This is a genomic window from Halomonas sp. H10-59, from assembly GCF_040070555.1.
Lineage (GTDB): Bacteria > Pseudomonadota > Gammaproteobacteria > Pseudomonadales > Halomonadaceae > Halomonas > Halomonas litopenaei.
Map to the genome: position 1 here is coordinate 69,057 of NZ_CP098828.1, position 16,636 is coordinate 85,692.

The 16,636-nt window shown below is 65.4% G+C and carries 14 protein-coding genes; 6 read left to right on the forward strand and 8 right to left on the reverse strand.

Annotated features, from left to right (window positions below; translation table 11 throughout):
- Positions 1–7 precede the first annotated feature (7 nt).
- Positions 8–1,327: a homogentisate 1,2-dioxygenase gene (gene hmgA / locus NFG57_RS00305; protein ID WP_222568033.1), complete on the reverse strand. Its 1,320-nt coding sequence runs from the start codon at positions 1,325–1,327 to the stop codon at positions 8–10.
- Positions 1,328–2,027: 700 nt separating this feature from the next.
- Here hmgA and NFG57_RS00310 point away from each other — a divergent pair.
- A complete protein-coding gene (locus NFG57_RS00310; protein WP_348815125.1) occupies positions 2,028–3,227 on the forward strand; it encodes a GGDEF domain-containing protein in 1,200 nt (399 codons plus the stop codon).
- A gap of 111 nt (positions 3,228–3,338) precedes the next feature.
- Positions 3,339–3,926 carry a MarR family winged helix-turn-helix transcriptional regulator gene (locus NFG57_RS00315; protein ID WP_348815126.1) on the forward strand — a complete coding sequence of 196 codons (588 nt, stop codon included), beginning with the start codon at positions 3,339–3,341 and terminating at the stop codon, positions 3,924–3,926.
- A gap of 512 nt (positions 3,927–4,438) precedes the next feature.
- On the opposite strand, the gene NFG57_RS00320 is transcribed toward NFG57_RS00315, so the two are convergent.
- The 3 genes from NFG57_RS00320 to NFG57_RS00330 form a co-directional block, all read right to left on the reverse strand.
- Complete coding sequence (locus NFG57_RS00320) at positions 4,439–4,813, reverse strand: Rieske 2Fe-2S domain-containing protein (RefSeq protein ID WP_253029290.1); 375 nt, start codon at positions 4,811–4,813, stop codon at positions 4,439–4,441.
- Positions 4,814–4,849: 36 nt separating this feature from the next.
- Entirely contained in the window at positions 4,850–5,686 is an 837-nt protein-coding gene (locus tag NFG57_RS00325) for an IclR family transcriptional regulator (protein WP_108131892.1), read from the reverse strand.
- Between the two features lie 123 nt (positions 5,687–5,809).
- Positions 5,810–6,619 carry an enoyl-CoA hydratase gene (locus NFG57_RS00330; RefSeq protein ID WP_045993886.1) on the reverse strand — a complete coding sequence of 270 codons (810 nt, stop codon included), beginning with the start codon at positions 6,617–6,619 and terminating at the stop codon, positions 5,810–5,812.
- Between the two features lie 243 nt (positions 6,620–6,862).
- Between NFG57_RS00330 and NFG57_RS00335 the strand changes: the two genes are divergently transcribed.
- Positions 6,863–7,426: a GNAT family N-acetyltransferase gene (locus tag NFG57_RS00335; protein ID WP_222516230.1), complete on the forward strand. Its 564-nt coding sequence runs from the start codon at positions 6,863–6,865 to the stop codon at positions 7,424–7,426.
- A 96-nt stretch (positions 7,427–7,522) separates the two neighbouring features.
- Here NFG57_RS00335 and NFG57_RS00340 read toward each other — a convergent pair whose 3' ends face one another.
- The 4 genes from NFG57_RS00340 to serA all read right to left on the reverse strand — a co-directional run bounded on the left by NFG57_RS00340 (position 7,523) and on the right by serA (position 13,164).
- Complete coding sequence (locus NFG57_RS00340) at positions 7,523–8,872, reverse strand: nucleobase:cation symporter-2 family protein (RefSeq protein ID WP_052704445.1); 1,350 nt, start codon at positions 8,870–8,872, stop codon at positions 7,523–7,525.
- Between the two features lie 259 nt (positions 8,873–9,131).
- Positions 9,132–10,487, reverse strand: a complete 1,356-nt coding sequence (locus NFG57_RS00345; protein WP_348815127.1) for an 8-oxoguanine deaminase — start codon at positions 10,485–10,487, stop codon at positions 9,132–9,134.
- Between the two features lie 282 nt (positions 10,488–10,769).
- The gene (locus NFG57_RS00350; RefSeq protein ID WP_108131888.1) at positions 10,770–11,672 is read right to left on the reverse strand and encodes a DMT family transporter; all 903 of its coding nucleotides are present in this window, start codon (positions 11,670–11,672) and stop codon (positions 10,770–10,772) included.
- 241 nt (positions 11,673–11,913) lie between these two features.
- The gene (serA, locus tag NFG57_RS00355) at positions 11,914–13,164 is read right to left on the reverse strand and encodes a phosphoglycerate dehydrogenase (protein ID WP_045993890.1); all 1,251 of its coding nucleotides are present in this window, start codon (positions 13,162–13,164) and stop codon (positions 11,914–11,916) included.
- 338 nt (positions 13,165–13,502) lie between these two features.
- On the opposite strand from serA, the gene NFG57_RS00360 reads away from it, so the two are divergent.
- The 3 genes from NFG57_RS00360 to dxs are packed head-to-tail and all read left to right on the forward strand — an operon-like array spanning position 13,503 to position 16,585.
- Positions 13,503–13,781, forward strand: coding sequence for an exodeoxyribonuclease VII small subunit (locus NFG57_RS00360; protein ID WP_045993891.1), 279 nt, complete (start codon positions 13,503–13,505; stop codon positions 13,779–13,781).
- Between the two features lie 4 nt (positions 13,782–13,785).
- Positions 13,786–14,655: a (2E,6E)-farnesyl diphosphate synthase gene (ispA, locus tag NFG57_RS00365; RefSeq protein WP_045993952.1), complete on the forward strand. Its 870-nt coding sequence runs from the start codon at positions 13,786–13,788 to the stop codon at positions 14,653–14,655.
- Positions 14,656–14,671: 16 nt separating this feature from the next.
- Positions 14,672–16,585, forward strand: a complete 1,914-nt coding sequence (gene dxs / locus NFG57_RS00370; RefSeq protein WP_348815128.1) for a 1-deoxy-D-xylulose-5-phosphate synthase — start codon at positions 14,672–14,674, stop codon at positions 16,583–16,585.
- The last annotated feature ends 51 nt before the right edge of the window (positions 16,586–16,636 follow it).

The following is a 16,636-nucleotide window of genomic DNA, read 5'->3' on the forward strand; positions in this document are numbered from 1 at the left end:
AGGTCGGTCAGGGCCGCGTCGGATCGAAGTGGGACTTGAGTCCCTTCCACACATCCACGTAGTCGCGCTGGCGGAAATCGGCGGCCAGCGCCTTTTCAGTAGGCTGGAAGACGTAGCGGCTCTCGAACATGAAGGCCAGGGTCGCCCCTTGATACTGAGGCTGGAGGCTGGCGTCGGAGGCCTTCTCGAAGGTCTCGGCGTCGGGGCCGTGGGGCGACATGCAGTTGTGCAGGCTGGCGCCGCCGGGCAGGAAACCTTCGGCCTTGGCGTCGTACTCGCCGTGGATCAGGCCCATGAATTCGCTCATCAGGTTGCGATGGAAGTAGGGCGGGCGGAAGGTGTTGTCGGCCACCATCCAGCGCGGCGGAAAGATCACGAAGTCGATGTTGGCCATGCCCTCGGTGTCCGACGCCGACGTCAGCACGGTGAAGATCGAAGGATCCGGATGGTCGAAGCTGACGGTATTGATGGTGTTGAAGTTGGCCAGGTCGTACTTGTAGGGCGCCACGTTGCCGTGCCAGGCGACCACGTCCAGCGGCGAGTGGTCCAGCCGGGTCGCCCACAGTGCCCCGGAGAACTTGGCCACCAGTTCGAAGTCGCCCTCGAGGTCCTCGTAGGCGGCCACCGGCGACTGGAAGTCGCGCGGGTTGGCCAGGCCGTTGGCGCCGATGGGGCCGAGCCCCGGCAGCTCCAGGGGACTGCCGTAGTTTTCGCAGACATAGCCCCGGGCCTGGTCGCCCTCACTGATGCGGACCTGGAACTTGACCCCGCGCGGGATCACCGCGATCTCGCCGTTGCCCACCTCGAGCGCGCCGAACTCTGTGCCCAGGCGCAGGGTGCCCAGCTGAGGCACGATCAACAGTTCGCCGTCGGCGTTGTAGAAGAAGCGTTCGGTCATGTCCTGGTTGCAGGCATAGACATGGACACCGCAGCCGGCCTGGGTGCCGGCGTCGCCATTGACCGCGATGGTGGCAAGACCATCGATGAAGTCGGTGGCCGCCTCAGGCAGGGGAGCCGGGTCCCAGCGCATCTGGTTGGGGTCCGCGGCGGGACGCGACAGCGGTGCGGTGGCGAGACCGCCGTGCTCCAGCGGGCGGTAGGCGCTCTGGGCCACCGAGGGGCGGATGCGGTAGAGCCAGCTTCTCAGGTTATGGCTGCGCGGCGCGGTGAAGGCCGAGCCGGTGAGCTGCTCGGCGTAGAGCCCGTAGGCGCAGCGCTGGGGCGAGTTCTGCCCCTGAGGCAGGGCGCCGGGCAGCGCTTCGCTGGCGAAGTGATTACGAAAACCGCTTTGATACGCAAGCGGTGTCTGGTCGAGACGTTGGGACATCGGGAAATCCTCCGCTCAGGATGATGAGGTGTCGTGTCGGGATGCTCGCCGCCCCACTGCATACTGAGTCCTGTGATAAAGCTCGGGTCGAGGCGGTCACATCATCGCTATGGCATGCCTGGAATATAGTTTCATTTGAAACTATATTCCAGGCCTTATCGCTAGAGAGACGGTGCCAACCCCACCGGCATCTGATTTATCCTTAAAAAACATGAGATTAATGGGATAAGACATACGTCTATAGCAATACCGTGGTGCGAAGCTTCACTTGGCGGTTGGGTGTGGTGTAGACACTATCCCCAAGGCGTCAGGCGACAGTATGAGCGCAGGGGAAAGGTCGCCTAGACTGCGCCCACCCACTTTGGGCAAGTGTGGATCGGCGTCGTGATAGCCAGCGGGGTGTGAAGGCCGCAATACGAGATGGGGGCTACTTCCCTGCAAGTGAAGTGGACTTCGAGAGAGCATGACAGACGCTGTGCCATTGCCGCGAAAAGCATAGAATTGGGCAGTGCTGCCACGAAAAGTAACGTTATCATCGTGTTATTGAGTTATCTTAAAGTCATATAAGCGTTTGTTTAAAAAATAATAAGACGCCGTCAACGTGAAGTGGACAAAAGTCCCTTCGATCTCGACATGACGAAGGTAGTGGGCATCGGTCATCAGACGTCGAGCCTATGCACAGGGAGAACAGCAAGTGTCGATGGCAAAGATGCCCCATCTGGTGCATTGGTTAACTGGACAGTTTCGTGAAACTGAGCGAGAAGCCTGGTATCGCCGCGCGATCAAGCCGAGGGTGCGCTGCGAGTCACGACTGGCCTGGATGCTTGCCGCATTGATATTCGGCATGTTCTCGATTTCCGATTACTTTTATGTCGGCCAGAGCCGCGAGCTCTACCTGTTGCTGGCCATGCGCGTGGTCGTCGTCGGTAGCTGTCTTTTTCTGGCTTGGGCGATTGGTCGATGGGGAAGCTATTCGCAGCGCCTCTGGCTGCATGCTTTGCCGTTGTGGGTTATGGCGACGGGCATCATCCTGATTGTTCCGCTGCGTCCAGACTCCCTTTCGACGCAGATGATGGCTGTCATCGTTGCTACCATGGCCTTTTATCTGCTGATTCCCAACCTGCTCACCGTGGTGGCGATGGCGAGCCTGTATCTGGGTATCGGTTTTCTGTGCGCCTCTGCCATCTTTGCCGACAGTTCGTCCGTCGATGTGTTGCGCATGGCGCTGTTGTTGATCATGGCCAATGCGGTCGGGTTCTGCACCTTGCTGCGGGTAGAGCGCCTGCAGCGCAAGCAGTTCGCGATATTGAGCGAAGAGCGCGACCAAAACCGACAATTGCTTCGTGAGATGGCGCATCGTCAGTCCCTTGAAGGTCAGTTGAGACGGCTGGCCGAGCGCGATGCCTTGACCGGTCTCGCCAATCGTCGGCACTTCATGAAGCGGGCCCAGAGCATGTTTAAGTCTGCCCGGGAAGCACAGGCGCCCTTCAGCCTGTTTATGCTGGATGTCGATCACTTCAAGGCTATCAATGACACCTGGGGCCACAGTCATGGAGACCGAGTGCTGATGGAGATCGCCCGAGTGTGTGCCGAGTCACTGCGTTCCCATGATCTGATCGCGCGTTTCGGCGGCGAAGAGTTCGTGGTCGCATTGCCTGATACCTCCTTGAGTGACGCTTTGCCGGTCGCACAACGTCTGCATCGAGCGGTCGCCGACCTGGCGCTACCGTTTGAGGGGGGTGAGAGGGGGGCGGCGGTCACCGTTACCATCGGCATTGTCGAAGCCCGGCCCGATGAGGACAATCTGGAAGTGCTGATTCATCGCGCCGACAAGGCGCTTTACGTCGGCAAGCGTGACGGCAGAGACCAGGTAGTAGCCTGTCGCGAGAGCCAGGCGTGAGTGCAAAAGCGATGCTGATGGTAAGGTCGCGAGCTACGTTGCCGGTTCTGGCGTTCCCGGTTATCGTCAGTGGCGGATGGTGGCGTGCCACGCTGGCGTGGCGCTGTCGCGATGGACGCTGACCACGGGGGCGAGGCCATGGGCTCGCGTAAGCGAGAAACACCGACCAGCAGCGGGGTACCGCATCTGGATCTTTTGCAGTTCCTTCCTTACCGGCTGAACAGTCTGGCGGACCGTTTGAGTCAGGCGCTTTCGCAGATGTACGCCGAACGTTACCAGTTGACCATTGCCCAGTGGCGAGTGCTGGCGTGGTTGTCGCACCTCGATGAGCTATCGGCCAAGCAGATCGCCCAAGCTACTCGCATGGATAAGGTGCGTATTTCTCGGGCCGTACAGGCCCTGGAGGAGCGCGGTCTGATCCGAAGAACGCCTTCGCCCAGTGACCAGCGTGTACAGCACCTGCGACTGACCGAGGCGGGCCAGGCCTTACTGGCCGACTTGATCCCCGATGCCTTGCAATGGGAGGCCGATGTGGTGGCCGCTCTCTCTCAGGGCGAGTGTCATCAACTGATAAGCGTGATCGGCAAGCTCGAACGCCAGCTCGATCGGCTGGAGCAGGGCAGTGGCCCCTGGTCACAGGACCGCTCCGGCGATCCCATGGAGACGCAGGGTTCTCCCGAGCTCGACCAGGATCGCTAGGGCCTGTTCGCGCACTGCTCCAGGCGCTCGGCCAGCCACACCTCGATGATCGATTGGCGAGTCACTCCCGGGCGGCTGGCTTCCTTGTCGAGAGACTCGATCATCCACACAGGAAAGTCGACGTTGACCCGTCCTTGTGTCTGATTGGGCGCCGAGTCCTGGACAGGCCGAGGGCTTCCGAGACGTCTTTGCCATCATCGAATTTTTGATCAAGCGTCCTGGCTTTCATGGAGCTCCACCTCTTTCTTCCGCGAACGCCGTAGAGAGATGATGCGTAGCCCGGTCGCGCGGCGTTACAACGGCAGAACAGTGCTTGCCTTCGATCGAGCCAATAACCAGCAATCCAGGTTCGTCGGGCGTCTTGGCGGGGATCTCGATAAGGAGAGGGTCAAACCAGCGTCGTTGTGCATCAAGGGCGCCAATCCCATGCTTGGCCTTGGGGCCGGGATCGAGGGCAGGTCCTCACTGCGGATAAGGGTCAAGTCGCCACTGCGACAGGCAGATTCGCCCCCTCACTCCCCGATCACCCACCAGCCATCGACCTCTTCCACCGGCACCGGGTCCAGTGCCTCGCCCTGGGCGGGGCCGGAGATGCCTTCGCCGCTGTCGAGGCGGAAGCAGGCCTGGTGGTGGGTACAGATCAACAGCTCGCCGTCGCGGCTGAGGATGTTGCTGCCGCGGCCGTCCAGCGGCAGGTACTGATGGGGGCAGGCGTTGACGTAGGCGTGCACCCGGCCATCGGCGTGGCGGGCGAGGATCAGCGGGAAGCGGCCGTTGTCGCTCTCGATATTGAGGCAGCGGCTCTCGCCCGGGGCCAGGCTGGTCGATTCCAGCACGGTGGTCCCGGGTGGCGGTGCGCTCTTGTACTTGCGCCAGGCGTCGGTCATCGGGGGATCTCTTGGGGGAGCCGGTGAGCCCGGGTGTCAGGGCTTGAAGTCCTCGGCGGCGGGAATGCGTCCGCCTAGCTGGGCGGTAATTTCTGCGGCGGTGGCGCGCACCAGCTCGCCGAGCTGGGACAGGCGTTCGTCGGGGATACGCGCCACCGGCCCGGAGACCGAGATGGCTGCGAGTGGCGTGCCCAGTTCATCGTGGATGCAGGCGGCCACGCAGTGCAGGCCGATGGCATGCTCTTCGCGGTCGCAGGCGTAGCCGCGTTCACGGATCTCGGCCATGGCGCGACGCAGCTCGGAGGGACTCGACAGGGTGTTGACGGTGACACGGTCCAGGCCGCGTTCGGCCAGCACCCGCTCCAGGTCGTCGTCGGGCAGCCAGGCCATCAGCGCCTTGCCCACGCCCGAGGCGTGCAGCGGGGCACGTGAGCCCAGACGGGTGATCATGCGCATCATCTGGGGCGATTCGCTCTGCGCCAGGAACACCGCCGTGGTGCCTTCACGTACGCCCAGATTGGCGGTCTCGCCGGTCTCACGGGTCAGTCGGCGCAGGTAAGGGCGGCTGGTGGCAACGAAGTCGCGTGCCTCGAGAAAGCTGTTGCCGATGCGAAAGGTCTTGACGTCGATGCGCCAGACGCCGAGTTCCTCGTCCTGGGTGATGAAGCCCTGGCTCAGCAGGGCCTGCAGCAGGCGATGGGTCGTGGACGGTGCCAGATCGGCCTGCTCGGCGATGTCGGACAGCGCCAGGCCGCCCGGGTGCATCGCCAGCAATTCCAGCAGGTTGAGTCCCCGCACCAGCGACTGGCTGTGGCCTCCGCTGGCCTTGCCGCTGGCCGGTCGGCCGGCCGTTCTGCGCTTGCTTTCCGTCACCTTGCATCTCCTGGGTCAACCGTTTGGCACAGTCCTTAGCATACCTGTTGGCGCGGCCGCTTGTCGCGTTTGCGGAAAAGGCTTCCACAGGCGGCTCTGCCTTGGCTGAGCCTGGTCCGGCGCTCAGCGATGGCGCCAGTGGGGGGCGCGCTTGGCGACGAAGGCGTCGATGCCTTCGGCTACGTCTTCGGCCATCATGTTGGCGGCCATCACCTCGCCTGCGTAGGCATAGGCCTGGCCCAGCGGCAGGGCTCGCTGGCGGGCCAGCATGGCCTTGCCGGTGAACAGCGCCACCTGGCTCTTGGCGCGCAGGCTGTCGAGCAGCACCTCGAGACTGTCGTCGAGGGCGTCGTCCTCGGCGACCCGGTTGACCAGGCCCCACTCCAGCGCCTGATCGGCGTCGATGAACTCGCCGGTAAACAGCATCTCGGCGGCCTGCTTGGGACCGATATTGCGGGTCAGCGCCACCGCCGGGGTGGAACAGAACAGCCCGACCTTGATGCCGGAGACGGCGAAGCGCGCCGAGCGAGCGGCCACCGCCATGTCACAGCTGGCTGCCAGCTGGCAGCCGGCGGCGGTGGCAAGCCCCTGAATTCGAGCGATCACCGGCACCGGACAGTCCTGCAGGCGCTGCATGACCCGGGAGCACTGGGCGAAGAGCTGTCGATAGGCGTCCTCGTCGCCGAGCTCGCGCATCTCCTTGAGGTCATGGCCGGCGCAGAAGGCGCGGCCCTCGGCAGCGATCACCACCGCCCGCAACGAAGGGTCAGGGTCGATTGCGGCAAAGGCATCATCCAGTGCGGTGAGCATGTCCCGGGACAGGGCATTGAAGCTTGCCGGGCGGTTGAGGGTCAGATGGACGACCCCACGATCATCGTGACGCACCACGGCGAGGTCACCGGTGTCAGGCTGGGCGGAAGGTGAGGCGGGCATCGTCATGGCTCCAACGAGGGAAAACTTCGCAAGCCTAGCGCGTGATGACGCCTTTTCGGGGCCTGCTTCGACCAAAGGGGAAGAGTGGCCTGGCCTCCCTGGTTGACGCCAGGGCGGCGCCAGAGCGGCGTCAGAGTAGCGCCAGGACGACGACAGGGGCGGCTTGCTGGCGGCCAGCGTCCGTGGTCATGGCCGTGGAGGATGGCGTACATTCGCACAAGCGATCCACGACGCGAGAGGCGCATGATGCAGGACGACAGGCTGAGGCCCAGGCCGATGCAGGGCGACGTGCTGGCCACGCCGCGTAGCCGGCTGCGCCCGTTCGAGCGCTATGATCTGCCTGGCTTGAGCCGACTGCTGGCCGATCCCCGGGTGATGCGTCACTCGCTCCACGGTGTGCAGGACATGGCGGGTAGCCGTCGCTTTCTCGATGCCTGTCGCGCGAGCTACGCCGACAAGGGCTTTGGCTACTGGGCGGTGGTGCACCCGGTATCGCGAGCGTTGATGGGCTTCTGCGGCTTCGATCACGAGATCCTCGACGGCGAGCGGGAGTTGGCCATCGGCTATCGTTACGCCGTGCATCATTGGGGTAGAGGGCTTGCCACCGAGGTGGCCCTGGCGGTGGTGGCCCACGCCTTTGCCATCACCGACTGCGAGTCGCTGGTGGCGGTGGTCGATCCCACCAATGTGCCGTCGAGCCGAGTGGCACAGAACGCGGGCTTCGTGTGGGAAGGCATGACCACGCTCGAGGGCCAGCGAGTGAAGGTCTACAGGCGTCACCGCTACCGTGAGGTCAGAAGCTGCTGAGCCTGGGCTGCGTCTCTGTCCTGGGGAAACGAAGCGGGCCCGCGTGGCGGGCCCGAAAGTGGCGTCATGGTGTCCTCGAGGGGACGGTGTGGCGTCTCAGACGCTGTCGCGGAAGACCCGATCGGCCTTGGGCAGCACCAGATTGAGCACGATGGCAAACAGCGCGCCGGGGATCAGCCCTGACTCGATGATGGCCTGGAGGTTGTCGCTCAGGTTGGCGTAGAGCCCTTCCTGGGCCGGCAGGCCCACCGCGGCGGACAGCGAGACCCCGATGATCACCATGTTGCGCTTGTTGAAGTCGATATGGGAAAGCATCTTGATCCCGGCGCTGGCGATCATGCCGAACATGATCAGTACCGCCCCGCCCAGCACCGAATTGGGGATGCTGGAAACGATGGCGCCCAGCTTGGGGATCAGGCCCGCCAGCAGCAGGAAGGCGCCGCCGATGGCCACCACATAGCGGCTGACCACACCGGTCAGCGCCACCATGCCCACGTTCTGGCTAAAGCTGATCTGGGGGAAGGCGTTGAAGATCGCGGCGAACACACTGGACAGGCCGTCGGCCATGACCCCACCGGAGAGCTCCTTGTGGGTCGGCTCGCGGTCCATGCCGCCGGCGGTGGTGCCGACGATGTCGCCGATGGACTCGGCGCAGGTGACCACCGCCAGCAGCACCACCGGCAGGATCGCCGCCAGATGGAATTCAAGCCCGATGGTCAGCGGCACCGGCAGTGACAGCCAGTCGGCGTCACCGATGGTGGAGAAGTCGATATAGCCGAACATGGTGGCCACCACGTAACCGGTGATCAGGCCGATCAGCGGCGCCGCTTCGGACCAGATACCGCGGCCGTACTGGTGCAGACCCAGGGTCACCACCAGTACCAGCGCCCCCAGCAGCAGGTGGTGGGTGGCGCCGAAGTCGGCGGCGCCGAAGCCACCGCCCCAGTAGGCGAAGCCTACCGGCATCAGCAGGGTGCCGAGCATGACCACGAAGGTGCCGGTGACCACCGGCGGGAACAGAAACCGGAACACCGGCAGAAACATGCCCACCAGGGCCATGGCGACCCCGCCACACAGGGCTGCGCCAAGGGCCGCCGGTAGCCCCATGCCCACGGCAATGGGAATCAGCACCGGAACGAAGCCGAAGCTGGTGCCCATGACGATGGGCAGGCGGGCGCCGATGGGGCCTATCCCCAGCGACTGCACCAGGGTGGCGACACCGGCCACGAACATCGCCGCCTGGATCATGAAGGCGGTCTGGTCCGCCGGCAGGTCGGCGGCGCCGGCGATGATGATCGGCACCGTGACGTTGCCGACGAACATCGCCAGCACGTGCTGCAGGCCCAGCGGAATGGCGCGCCCCAGAGGCGGCATGGCGTTGACGTCATGGGTCGAGCGCACAGATGCGCTTTCCAGGGTGTCCCCGGAGGAGTCGTGGGTGGGCATGGCAGGGTTTTCTCCTGTTGTCGTTGTAGCACCGGCGTCCTTGTCGGAGCGTCGGCGGCGAAACCCCGGAGACCGTGACAGGTGTCAGACCGTCTGTGCTGACTGCCGTGGCACGGCGACCGTTGTCAGGGGGCGGCAGCGTCGGCCCTGGCCCGTGGTGCCGCGCTGCGCTCGAGATCCGTTCGTCGTTCGCTGTTGTTGCCTTTTGTCTTCCCGTCGTCCTGTTCGAAGATGTGCGTCCAGGCTCGCCCCGAGCCTCCTAGACCGCGCGCCTTAGCCGCATCGCCGCCGCGTTGTGGCGAGCCATCAGCTCGCCCAGATCGACGTCGAGCGGCTGGCCGTCGGCCACCCGCCACTGGCCGGCCACCATCACTCGGTCGGCACGGTGGGCACCGCACAGCAGCAGCGCGGCCAGCGGGTTCTCGGCGCCCGAGAAGCGCGGCTCGTCCAGCCGGAACAGCGCCAGATCGGCCTGCTGGCCAACCTTCAGTCCGCCGATGTCGCTGCGCCCCAGACAACGCGCGGAGCCTTCGGTGGCCCAGCGGATGACGTCCTGGTGACGTACCTGGCTGGGTGAGTAGCGCAGGCGGCCGATCAGCATCGCCTGGCGCATCTCCTCGGCCAGGTTGGAGTGATCCGCCGAGGCCGAGCCGTCCACCGCCAGGCCTACCGGGCAACCTGCGGCCTCGAGTTCCAGGGTGCGGCACATGCCAGAGCCCAGCACCATGTTGGATGAGGGGCAGTGGGCGATGCCGGTGCCGGCTTGGCCGAGGCGGGCGACCTCGTCGTCGTTGAAGTGGATGCCGTGGGCCAGCCAGGTGCGATCGCTGAGCCAACCGGTGGCCTCGAGGTAGTCCAGCGGTCGCATCCCGAACAGCTTCTGACAGTACTGCGTCTCGTCCTCGGTTTCTGCCAGGTGGGTGTGCAGGCGCACGTCCTTCTGCTCGGCCAGGCGAGCGCTGTCGACCATCAGCTCACGGCTGACCGAGAAGGGCGAGCAGGGCGCCAGCGCCAGGGTCACCATGGCGCCCTCGCCGCGCTGATGGTAGGCGTCAATCAGACGGGTGCTCTCGTCGAGGATGGTCGCCTCATCCTGCACCACCGACTGGGGCGGCAGCCCGCCCTGCTCGCGCCCCACGCTCATCGAGCCGCGGGTCAGGGTGGCGCGCACGCCGAGCCGACGCGCGGTCTCCACCTGGACGTCGATGGCGTGCTCGAGCGCGCCGGAGAACACGTAGTGATGGTCGGCGACGGTGGTACAGCCGCTCATCAGCAGCTCCACCATGGCCAGCTCACTGGCCAGCGCCAGCTGGGCCTCGTCGAGGTTGGCCCAGACGTCGTAAAGGGTGGTGAGCCAGGGAAACAGCTCCTTGTTGAGCGCCGGCGAGTAGGCCCGGGTCAGGGTCTGGTAGAAGTGGTGGTGGGTGTTGACCAGGCCCGGCAGCAGCACGTGGCGGGAGGCATCGAAGGTCTGCTTGACGCGGGTTCGGGGCGTCTGGCCGGCGGCCACGGCTTCGATGATTCGGCCGTCCTGAACGACGACACCACCGGCCGCGTCAGGGTCGCTGGCGGCCAGTGGATGCTTGATCCAAGTGACGGGGGGATGTGAGCTCATGCAGTTCTCCTGGGTTGGCTTCGCCGAGCGAAGGGTTACCCAAGCATCGTGCCCTGCTCCCGACGCCGTCCCTTGGTCAAGGAGGGCGAGGGCTCGTCGCGTAGCGGATACCTGGTTCAGGTGCCTTCAGAAACAGCCGCCGAGGGCGGTGAGCGTCATCAGTTTCACGGTTCACGCTGCACCGATATCGAGCGGCCTGTGTACCATTGTGGTGCGCAATATATGACCGTTATTGTGTACAAAATGGCCATGACGTCAGGGCTTGTCAAGTGCCCCTCTGCTTCACGGCCTGGCGGCCTCGCGGGCGGCTCGGCGCCGGCTCAGTCGGTCCCCGAACAGGTAGGCACCCAGCGCCACCAGAATCAGTAGTGCGCCCAGCAGCATCGAAGGCGAAGGGGTTTCCTGATTGAGCAGCATGCCGAGGGTCAGCGCCAGCACCGGGGTGATCAGGGTCACCAGGGCTACGCTGGCGGCGTGCAGCCGAGACAGGATCAGGTAGTAGCAGAGGAAGCCGATCAGCGAGCCGAACAGCGCAAGGTAAAGCACCGCCCACAGCCCACGGGGGCTGAGGGGAATCATCAGCGGTTCACCGCTGGCGAGCCATAACACCAGAAAGCAGGGCATGGAGCCGGCCAGCGCCCCCACGGTCTGTTGCAAGGGGTCGAGCCCGGCGGCCACCCGCTGCACGGCGATGCCGCTGGCGCTGAACAGGGTCACCGCCGACAGCATCATGGCCAGTGCCAGCACCTGGGCGCCGCCGCCGAGCGTCAGGCTGTCGGCGAACACCACCGCCAGCCCCGCCACCCCCAGGCCGCAGCCGATCCAGTGCCAACGCCTGAGCCGGGTGCTGCCGGGCAGGGCCTGCAGGATGAAGCCGGAGATCAACGGCGCCATGCCGAACATCACCGACAGCAGGCCCGAGGGCAGAAACTGGGAGGCGTGGTAGCTCAGCGCCATGGCGCCGAACACCCCCGGCACCGCGGCGGCGTAGCTGGCAAGGGCGCGGCGATCGAGGCGGACGCCGCGTCTCAGCACCAGCAGGATCAGAGCGCCGGCGACCAGCGCCAGGCCCATGCGCAGCATCACGCTGCCGATGGGGGCGCCGGCCTCGGCGCTCCACTTGATGGCCAGCGGGGTGGAGGCCCACACCAGCACCACGATCAGATAGGCCAGTCCGGTTGGCATCGTGCATCCTTTGAAGAGGTCATCGGGAAGACGCTCAGGATAGGCGTTTTCTCGCTGAGCCACAGGCTTTTGGGTGTCGGCTTTTGAGGGGCGCGAACGGGGCGCGACCGTTAAGCGAGTAAAAAGGCCTGCGAGTAAAAAGGCGCCGCCCTCCCGAAGGAGAGCGGCGCCTCATCGTCATCCCGAGTGCGATAGCTGCCGCGCGGGATAGCTCGCCGCGAGCAGGCGCTACGTCCGCCGCTCAGTCGGCGTAGTTGGTCTCGGAGTACAGCACCCGGGTGCGCAGGGTGTGGTTCACCTCGCGCAGGGCTTCGAGCGCCTGGGGACCGTAGGCCTTGTCGACGTCGATGACCACGTAGCCGACCTTTTCGTTGGTCTGCAGGTACTGGCCGGAGATGTTGATGTCGTTTTCCGACAGCACCCGGTTGATCTCGGACATCACGCCGGGCACGTTCTCGTGGATGTGCAGCAGGCGGTGCTTGTCCGGGTGGGCCGGCAGTGCCACCTCGGGGAAGTTGACCGAGGTGATGCTGGTGCCGTTGTCGGAGAAGGTCACCAGCTTCTCGGACACCTCGACGCCGATGTTCTCCTGGGCTTCCAGGGTGGAACCGCCGATGTGCGGGGTGAGGATGACATTCTCGAGGCCACGCAGCGGGCTTTCGAACTCGTCGGCGTTGCCCTTGGGCTCCACCGGGAAGACGTCGATGGCGGCACCGTTGAGTCGGCCTTCCTTGATCGCCTCGGCCAGGGCCTCGATCACTACCACGCTGCCACGGGCGGCGTTGATCAGGATGGCGCCGGGCTTCATCAGGCTGATCTGCTCCTCGCCGATCATCCAGCGGGTGGACGGCAGGTCGGGCACGTGCAGGCTGACCACGTCGGAGCGGGCGAGCAGCTCCTCGAGGCTGGCGACCTGGCGCGAGTTGCCCATGGCCAGCTTGGTGATGACGTCGTAGTAGATGACGTCGAAGCCAAGCGCCTCGGCCAGCACCGACAATTGCGAGCCGATGCTGCCGTAGCCGACGATGCCGAGGGTCTTGCCGCGGGCCTCGTGGCTGTTCTTGGCGCTCTTCAGCCAGCCGCCCTGGTGGGCACGGGCGTTCTTCTCGGGAATCCCGCGCAGCAGCATGATGGCCTCGGCCAGCACCAGCTCCGCCACCGAGCGGGTGTTGGAGTAGGGGGCGTTGAACACCGGAATGCCGCGCACCAGCGCCGCCGTGAGATCGACCTGATTGGTACCGATGCAGAAGCAACCGACCGCCACCAGCTTCTCGGCCGCCGCGAACACCCGCTCGGTGAGCTGGGTGCGGGAGCGAATGCCGATGAAGTGAACATCACGGATCTTCTCGATCAGCGACTCTTCGTCGAGCGAGGTCGGCATATGCTCGATATTGGTGTATCCGGCGTTGAGAAAATTGTCCACTGCACTCTGGTGGACGCCCTCGAGCAGCAGGATCTTGATCTTGCTCTTGTCCAGGGACGTTTTGGCCATGGTCGAATCAACCTCTTGGAGTTGGCGGCAGCCAGCGGCTGTGTGGTGGGGCAGGCGAAAAATCAGGGTCCATAGAGTACCACAGGGCGGCATTTTCACGTTGAAAATCCTTGCACCGCAGCATGAGCCATCTGCATGTACCGCCGTCCTTTCGAGGGGCGCTTCGCGGGCCGCGGATAAGGGCCAGGGCAGACGACCCCGGGGGGAGAGCGTGTATACTGTCGCCCTTTGGGGAAAGGCCGGACGTCGTCAGCGAGCCTGCGTTTCCCGGGTGGCCCATCGTCGGCCGTGAACTCGCAATCTCGGGTCAGCCTTTGACCCGCCGCCTGGAGGGGCGCATGGCAACGCAGGACCGCCAGCCAACACAGAAAGATGACGAGTCGCTCGACTTCGCCTCGGCCATGACCCAGCTGGAGACACTGGTCGAGCGCCTGGAGTCCGGCGAGCTGACGCTGGAGGAGTCGCTCAAGGCCTTCGAGCAGGGCGTGGCCTTGACGCGAGATGCCCAGAAGCGGCTCGACGAGGCCGAACTCAAGGTGCGCAGCCTGACGGAGAACGCCGACGGTGGCATGCAGCTGTCGCCTTTTGATATCGGGGAGGAACCGGGTGAACGCTGACACCATGCTGGCCCGCTTGGCCGCAGACCGGGCGCGGGTAGACCGCTGCCTCGAGGGACTGTTCGAACAGCGCCACGTCGTCGAACCCCGGCTCGAGGCGGCGATGCGCCACGGCCTGCTGGTCGGAGGAAAGCGCCTGCGCCCCATCCTGGTCTACGCCGCAGGGCGTGCGCTGGGGGCCGACGACGACGAGCTGGATATCCCCGCCGCCGCGATCGAGCTGATCCACGCCTACTCGCTGGTCCACGATGATCTGCCGGCGATGGATGACGACGACCTGCGACGTGGCCAGCCCACGGTGCACAAGGCCTTCGATGAGGCCTCGGCGATTCTTGCCGGTGACGCCCTGCAGACGCTGGCATTCGAGCTGCTGGCGAGCTCTCGCTCGCCCCGCCTGGGTGCCCTGGTGGCGACCCTGGCCAAGGCGTCTGGTCGCGACGGCATGGCCGCCGGCCAGGCGCTGGATCTGGCGGTGGTGGGCGAACGTCCCGACCTGGCGATGCTGGAAACCATGCACCGCCACAAGACCGGTGCGCTGATTCGCGCCGCGGTTCGCCTCGGTGGGCTGGTGGCGGTGGCCGAGGACGATTCGCGTCTGGGGGCGTTGGACACCTATGCTGCGGCCATGGGCCTGGCGTTTCAGGTGCATGACGACGTGCTGGACGTCACCGGCGACACCGATACCCTCGGCAAGACCTCGGGGGCCGACGCGGCCCGCGACAAGCCGACCTATCCCGCCCTGCTCGGGCTTGACGGCGCCCGAGCCAAGGCCGGTGCGCTGATCGACGAGGCACTCGACGCCATCGCCCCGCTGGGCGAGGCGGCGGCGCCTCTGGCCGGGCTTGCCCGCTACATGATCGAGCGCGATCACTGACGACCACAGGGCTAACATGAAGCTGTTCGACACGATTCCCACCGAGCGGCCGGCGACACCGCTGCTCGATACTCTGGATACCCCGGCTGCGCTGCGTGCCATGAGCGCAGAGCAGCTCAAGCGCGTGGCCGATGAGCTGCGCGCCTACCTGCTGTATAGCGTCGGCGTTTCCGGCGGCCACTTCGGCGCCGGTCTTGGTGTGGTCGAGCTGACCGTGGCGCTGCACCACGCCTTCCGCACGCCCCACGATCGCCTGGTGTGGGACGTGGGCCACCAGGCCTATCCCCACAAGATTCTGACCGGCCGCCGCGAGGCCATGACCAGCATTCGTCGCTACGGCGGTCTGGCCGCCTTTCCCCGGCGTGCCGAGTCGGAGTACGACACCTTTGGCGTCGGCCATTCCAGCACCTCCATCTCGGCGGCTCTGGGCATGGCCCTGGCGGCGCGCACGCAGAAGCAGGAGCGCCGCGTCTGTGCCGTCATCGGCGACGGCGCCCTGACCGCGGGCATGGCCTTCGAGGCCCTGGCCCACGCCGGCCACGTCAACGCCAACCTGCTGGTCGTGCTCAACGACAACGAGATGTCGATCTCCGAGAACGTCGGGGGCGTGGCCAGCTACCTGGCACGGATTCTGGTCAGCAAGCCCTATCTGAGCATGCGTGAGAACGGCAAGCGGGTGCTGTCCCACCTGCCGGGTGCGCTGGAGCTGGCGCGGCGCACCGAGGAGCACGTCAAGGGCATGGTCAGTCCGGCCACCCTGTTCGAGGAGATGGGCTTCAATTATGTCGGGCCCATCGACGGCCACGATATCGACGCCCTGACCGATGCCCTTACCAGCATGCGTGAGCTGGACGGACCTCAGTTTCTGCACGTGAAGACGTGCAAGGGCCGGGGCTTCCTGCCGGCGGAGTCCGATCCCATCGGCTACCACGCCATCACCAAGCTGGAGACGCCGGAGGCCGCCAAGGCCAAGCCCCCGGCGACCGAGTCGAATGCGCCGCCGAAGAAGAAGTACTGCAGCGTGTTCGGCGACTGGATCTGTGACATGGCCGCCGCCGACGAACGTCTGATCGGTATTACCCCGGCCATGCGCGAGGGGTCGGATTTAATCCGTTTCTCCAGGGAGTACCCCGAGCGCTACTACGACGTGGCCATCGCCGAACAGCACTCGGTGACCCTGGCCGCCGGCATGGCCTGCGAGGCAATGAAGCCGGTGGTGGCGATCTACTCGACCTTCCTGCAACGCGGCTATGACCAGTTGATCCATGACGTGGCGGTGCAGGAGCTGGACGTGACCTTCGCCATCGATCGTGCCGGCCTGGTCGGTGAGGATGGCCCGACCCACCACGGCGCCCTGGATTTGACCTACCTGCGCTGCGTACCGGGCATGGTGGTGCTGGCACCGGCGGACGAGGCCGAGTGTCGCGCCATGCTCAGCGCCGCCTACCATCATCCGGGCCCAGCGGCGGTACGCTATCCCCGCGGTACCGGTCCCGGTGTGCCCATTCCCGCCGACCTCGAGCCGCTGCCCATCGGCGTGGCCGAGCCGCGGCGTCAGGGCAAGGGCGTGGCGCTGCTGGCCTTCGGTAGCCTCAATGACCCCGCCGGGGTGGTGGCCGAGCGGCTAGACGCCACCCACATCAATATGCGCAGCGTCAAACCGCTGGATCGTGACGCCGTGCTAGAGGCCGCCCGCAACCACGACCTGCTGGTCACACTGGAAGAAAACGTGGTGGCCGGAGGCGCCGGCAGTGGCGTCAACGAACTGCTGCTGGCCGAGGGTATCGCGGTGCCGGTGCTCAACCTGGGCCTGCCCGATGTCTTTGCCGAACACGGCAAGCCGGCGGAGCTGCTGCGCGACTGTGGCCTCGATGCCGACGGTATCGAGGCGGCGATTCGACGCCGTCTGGACAAGCACCGAAAGCGCTGAGCGAGGGCGCCTGCACGGCGCAAGTATGTCCGTCATGCCATCGGCCCCCGC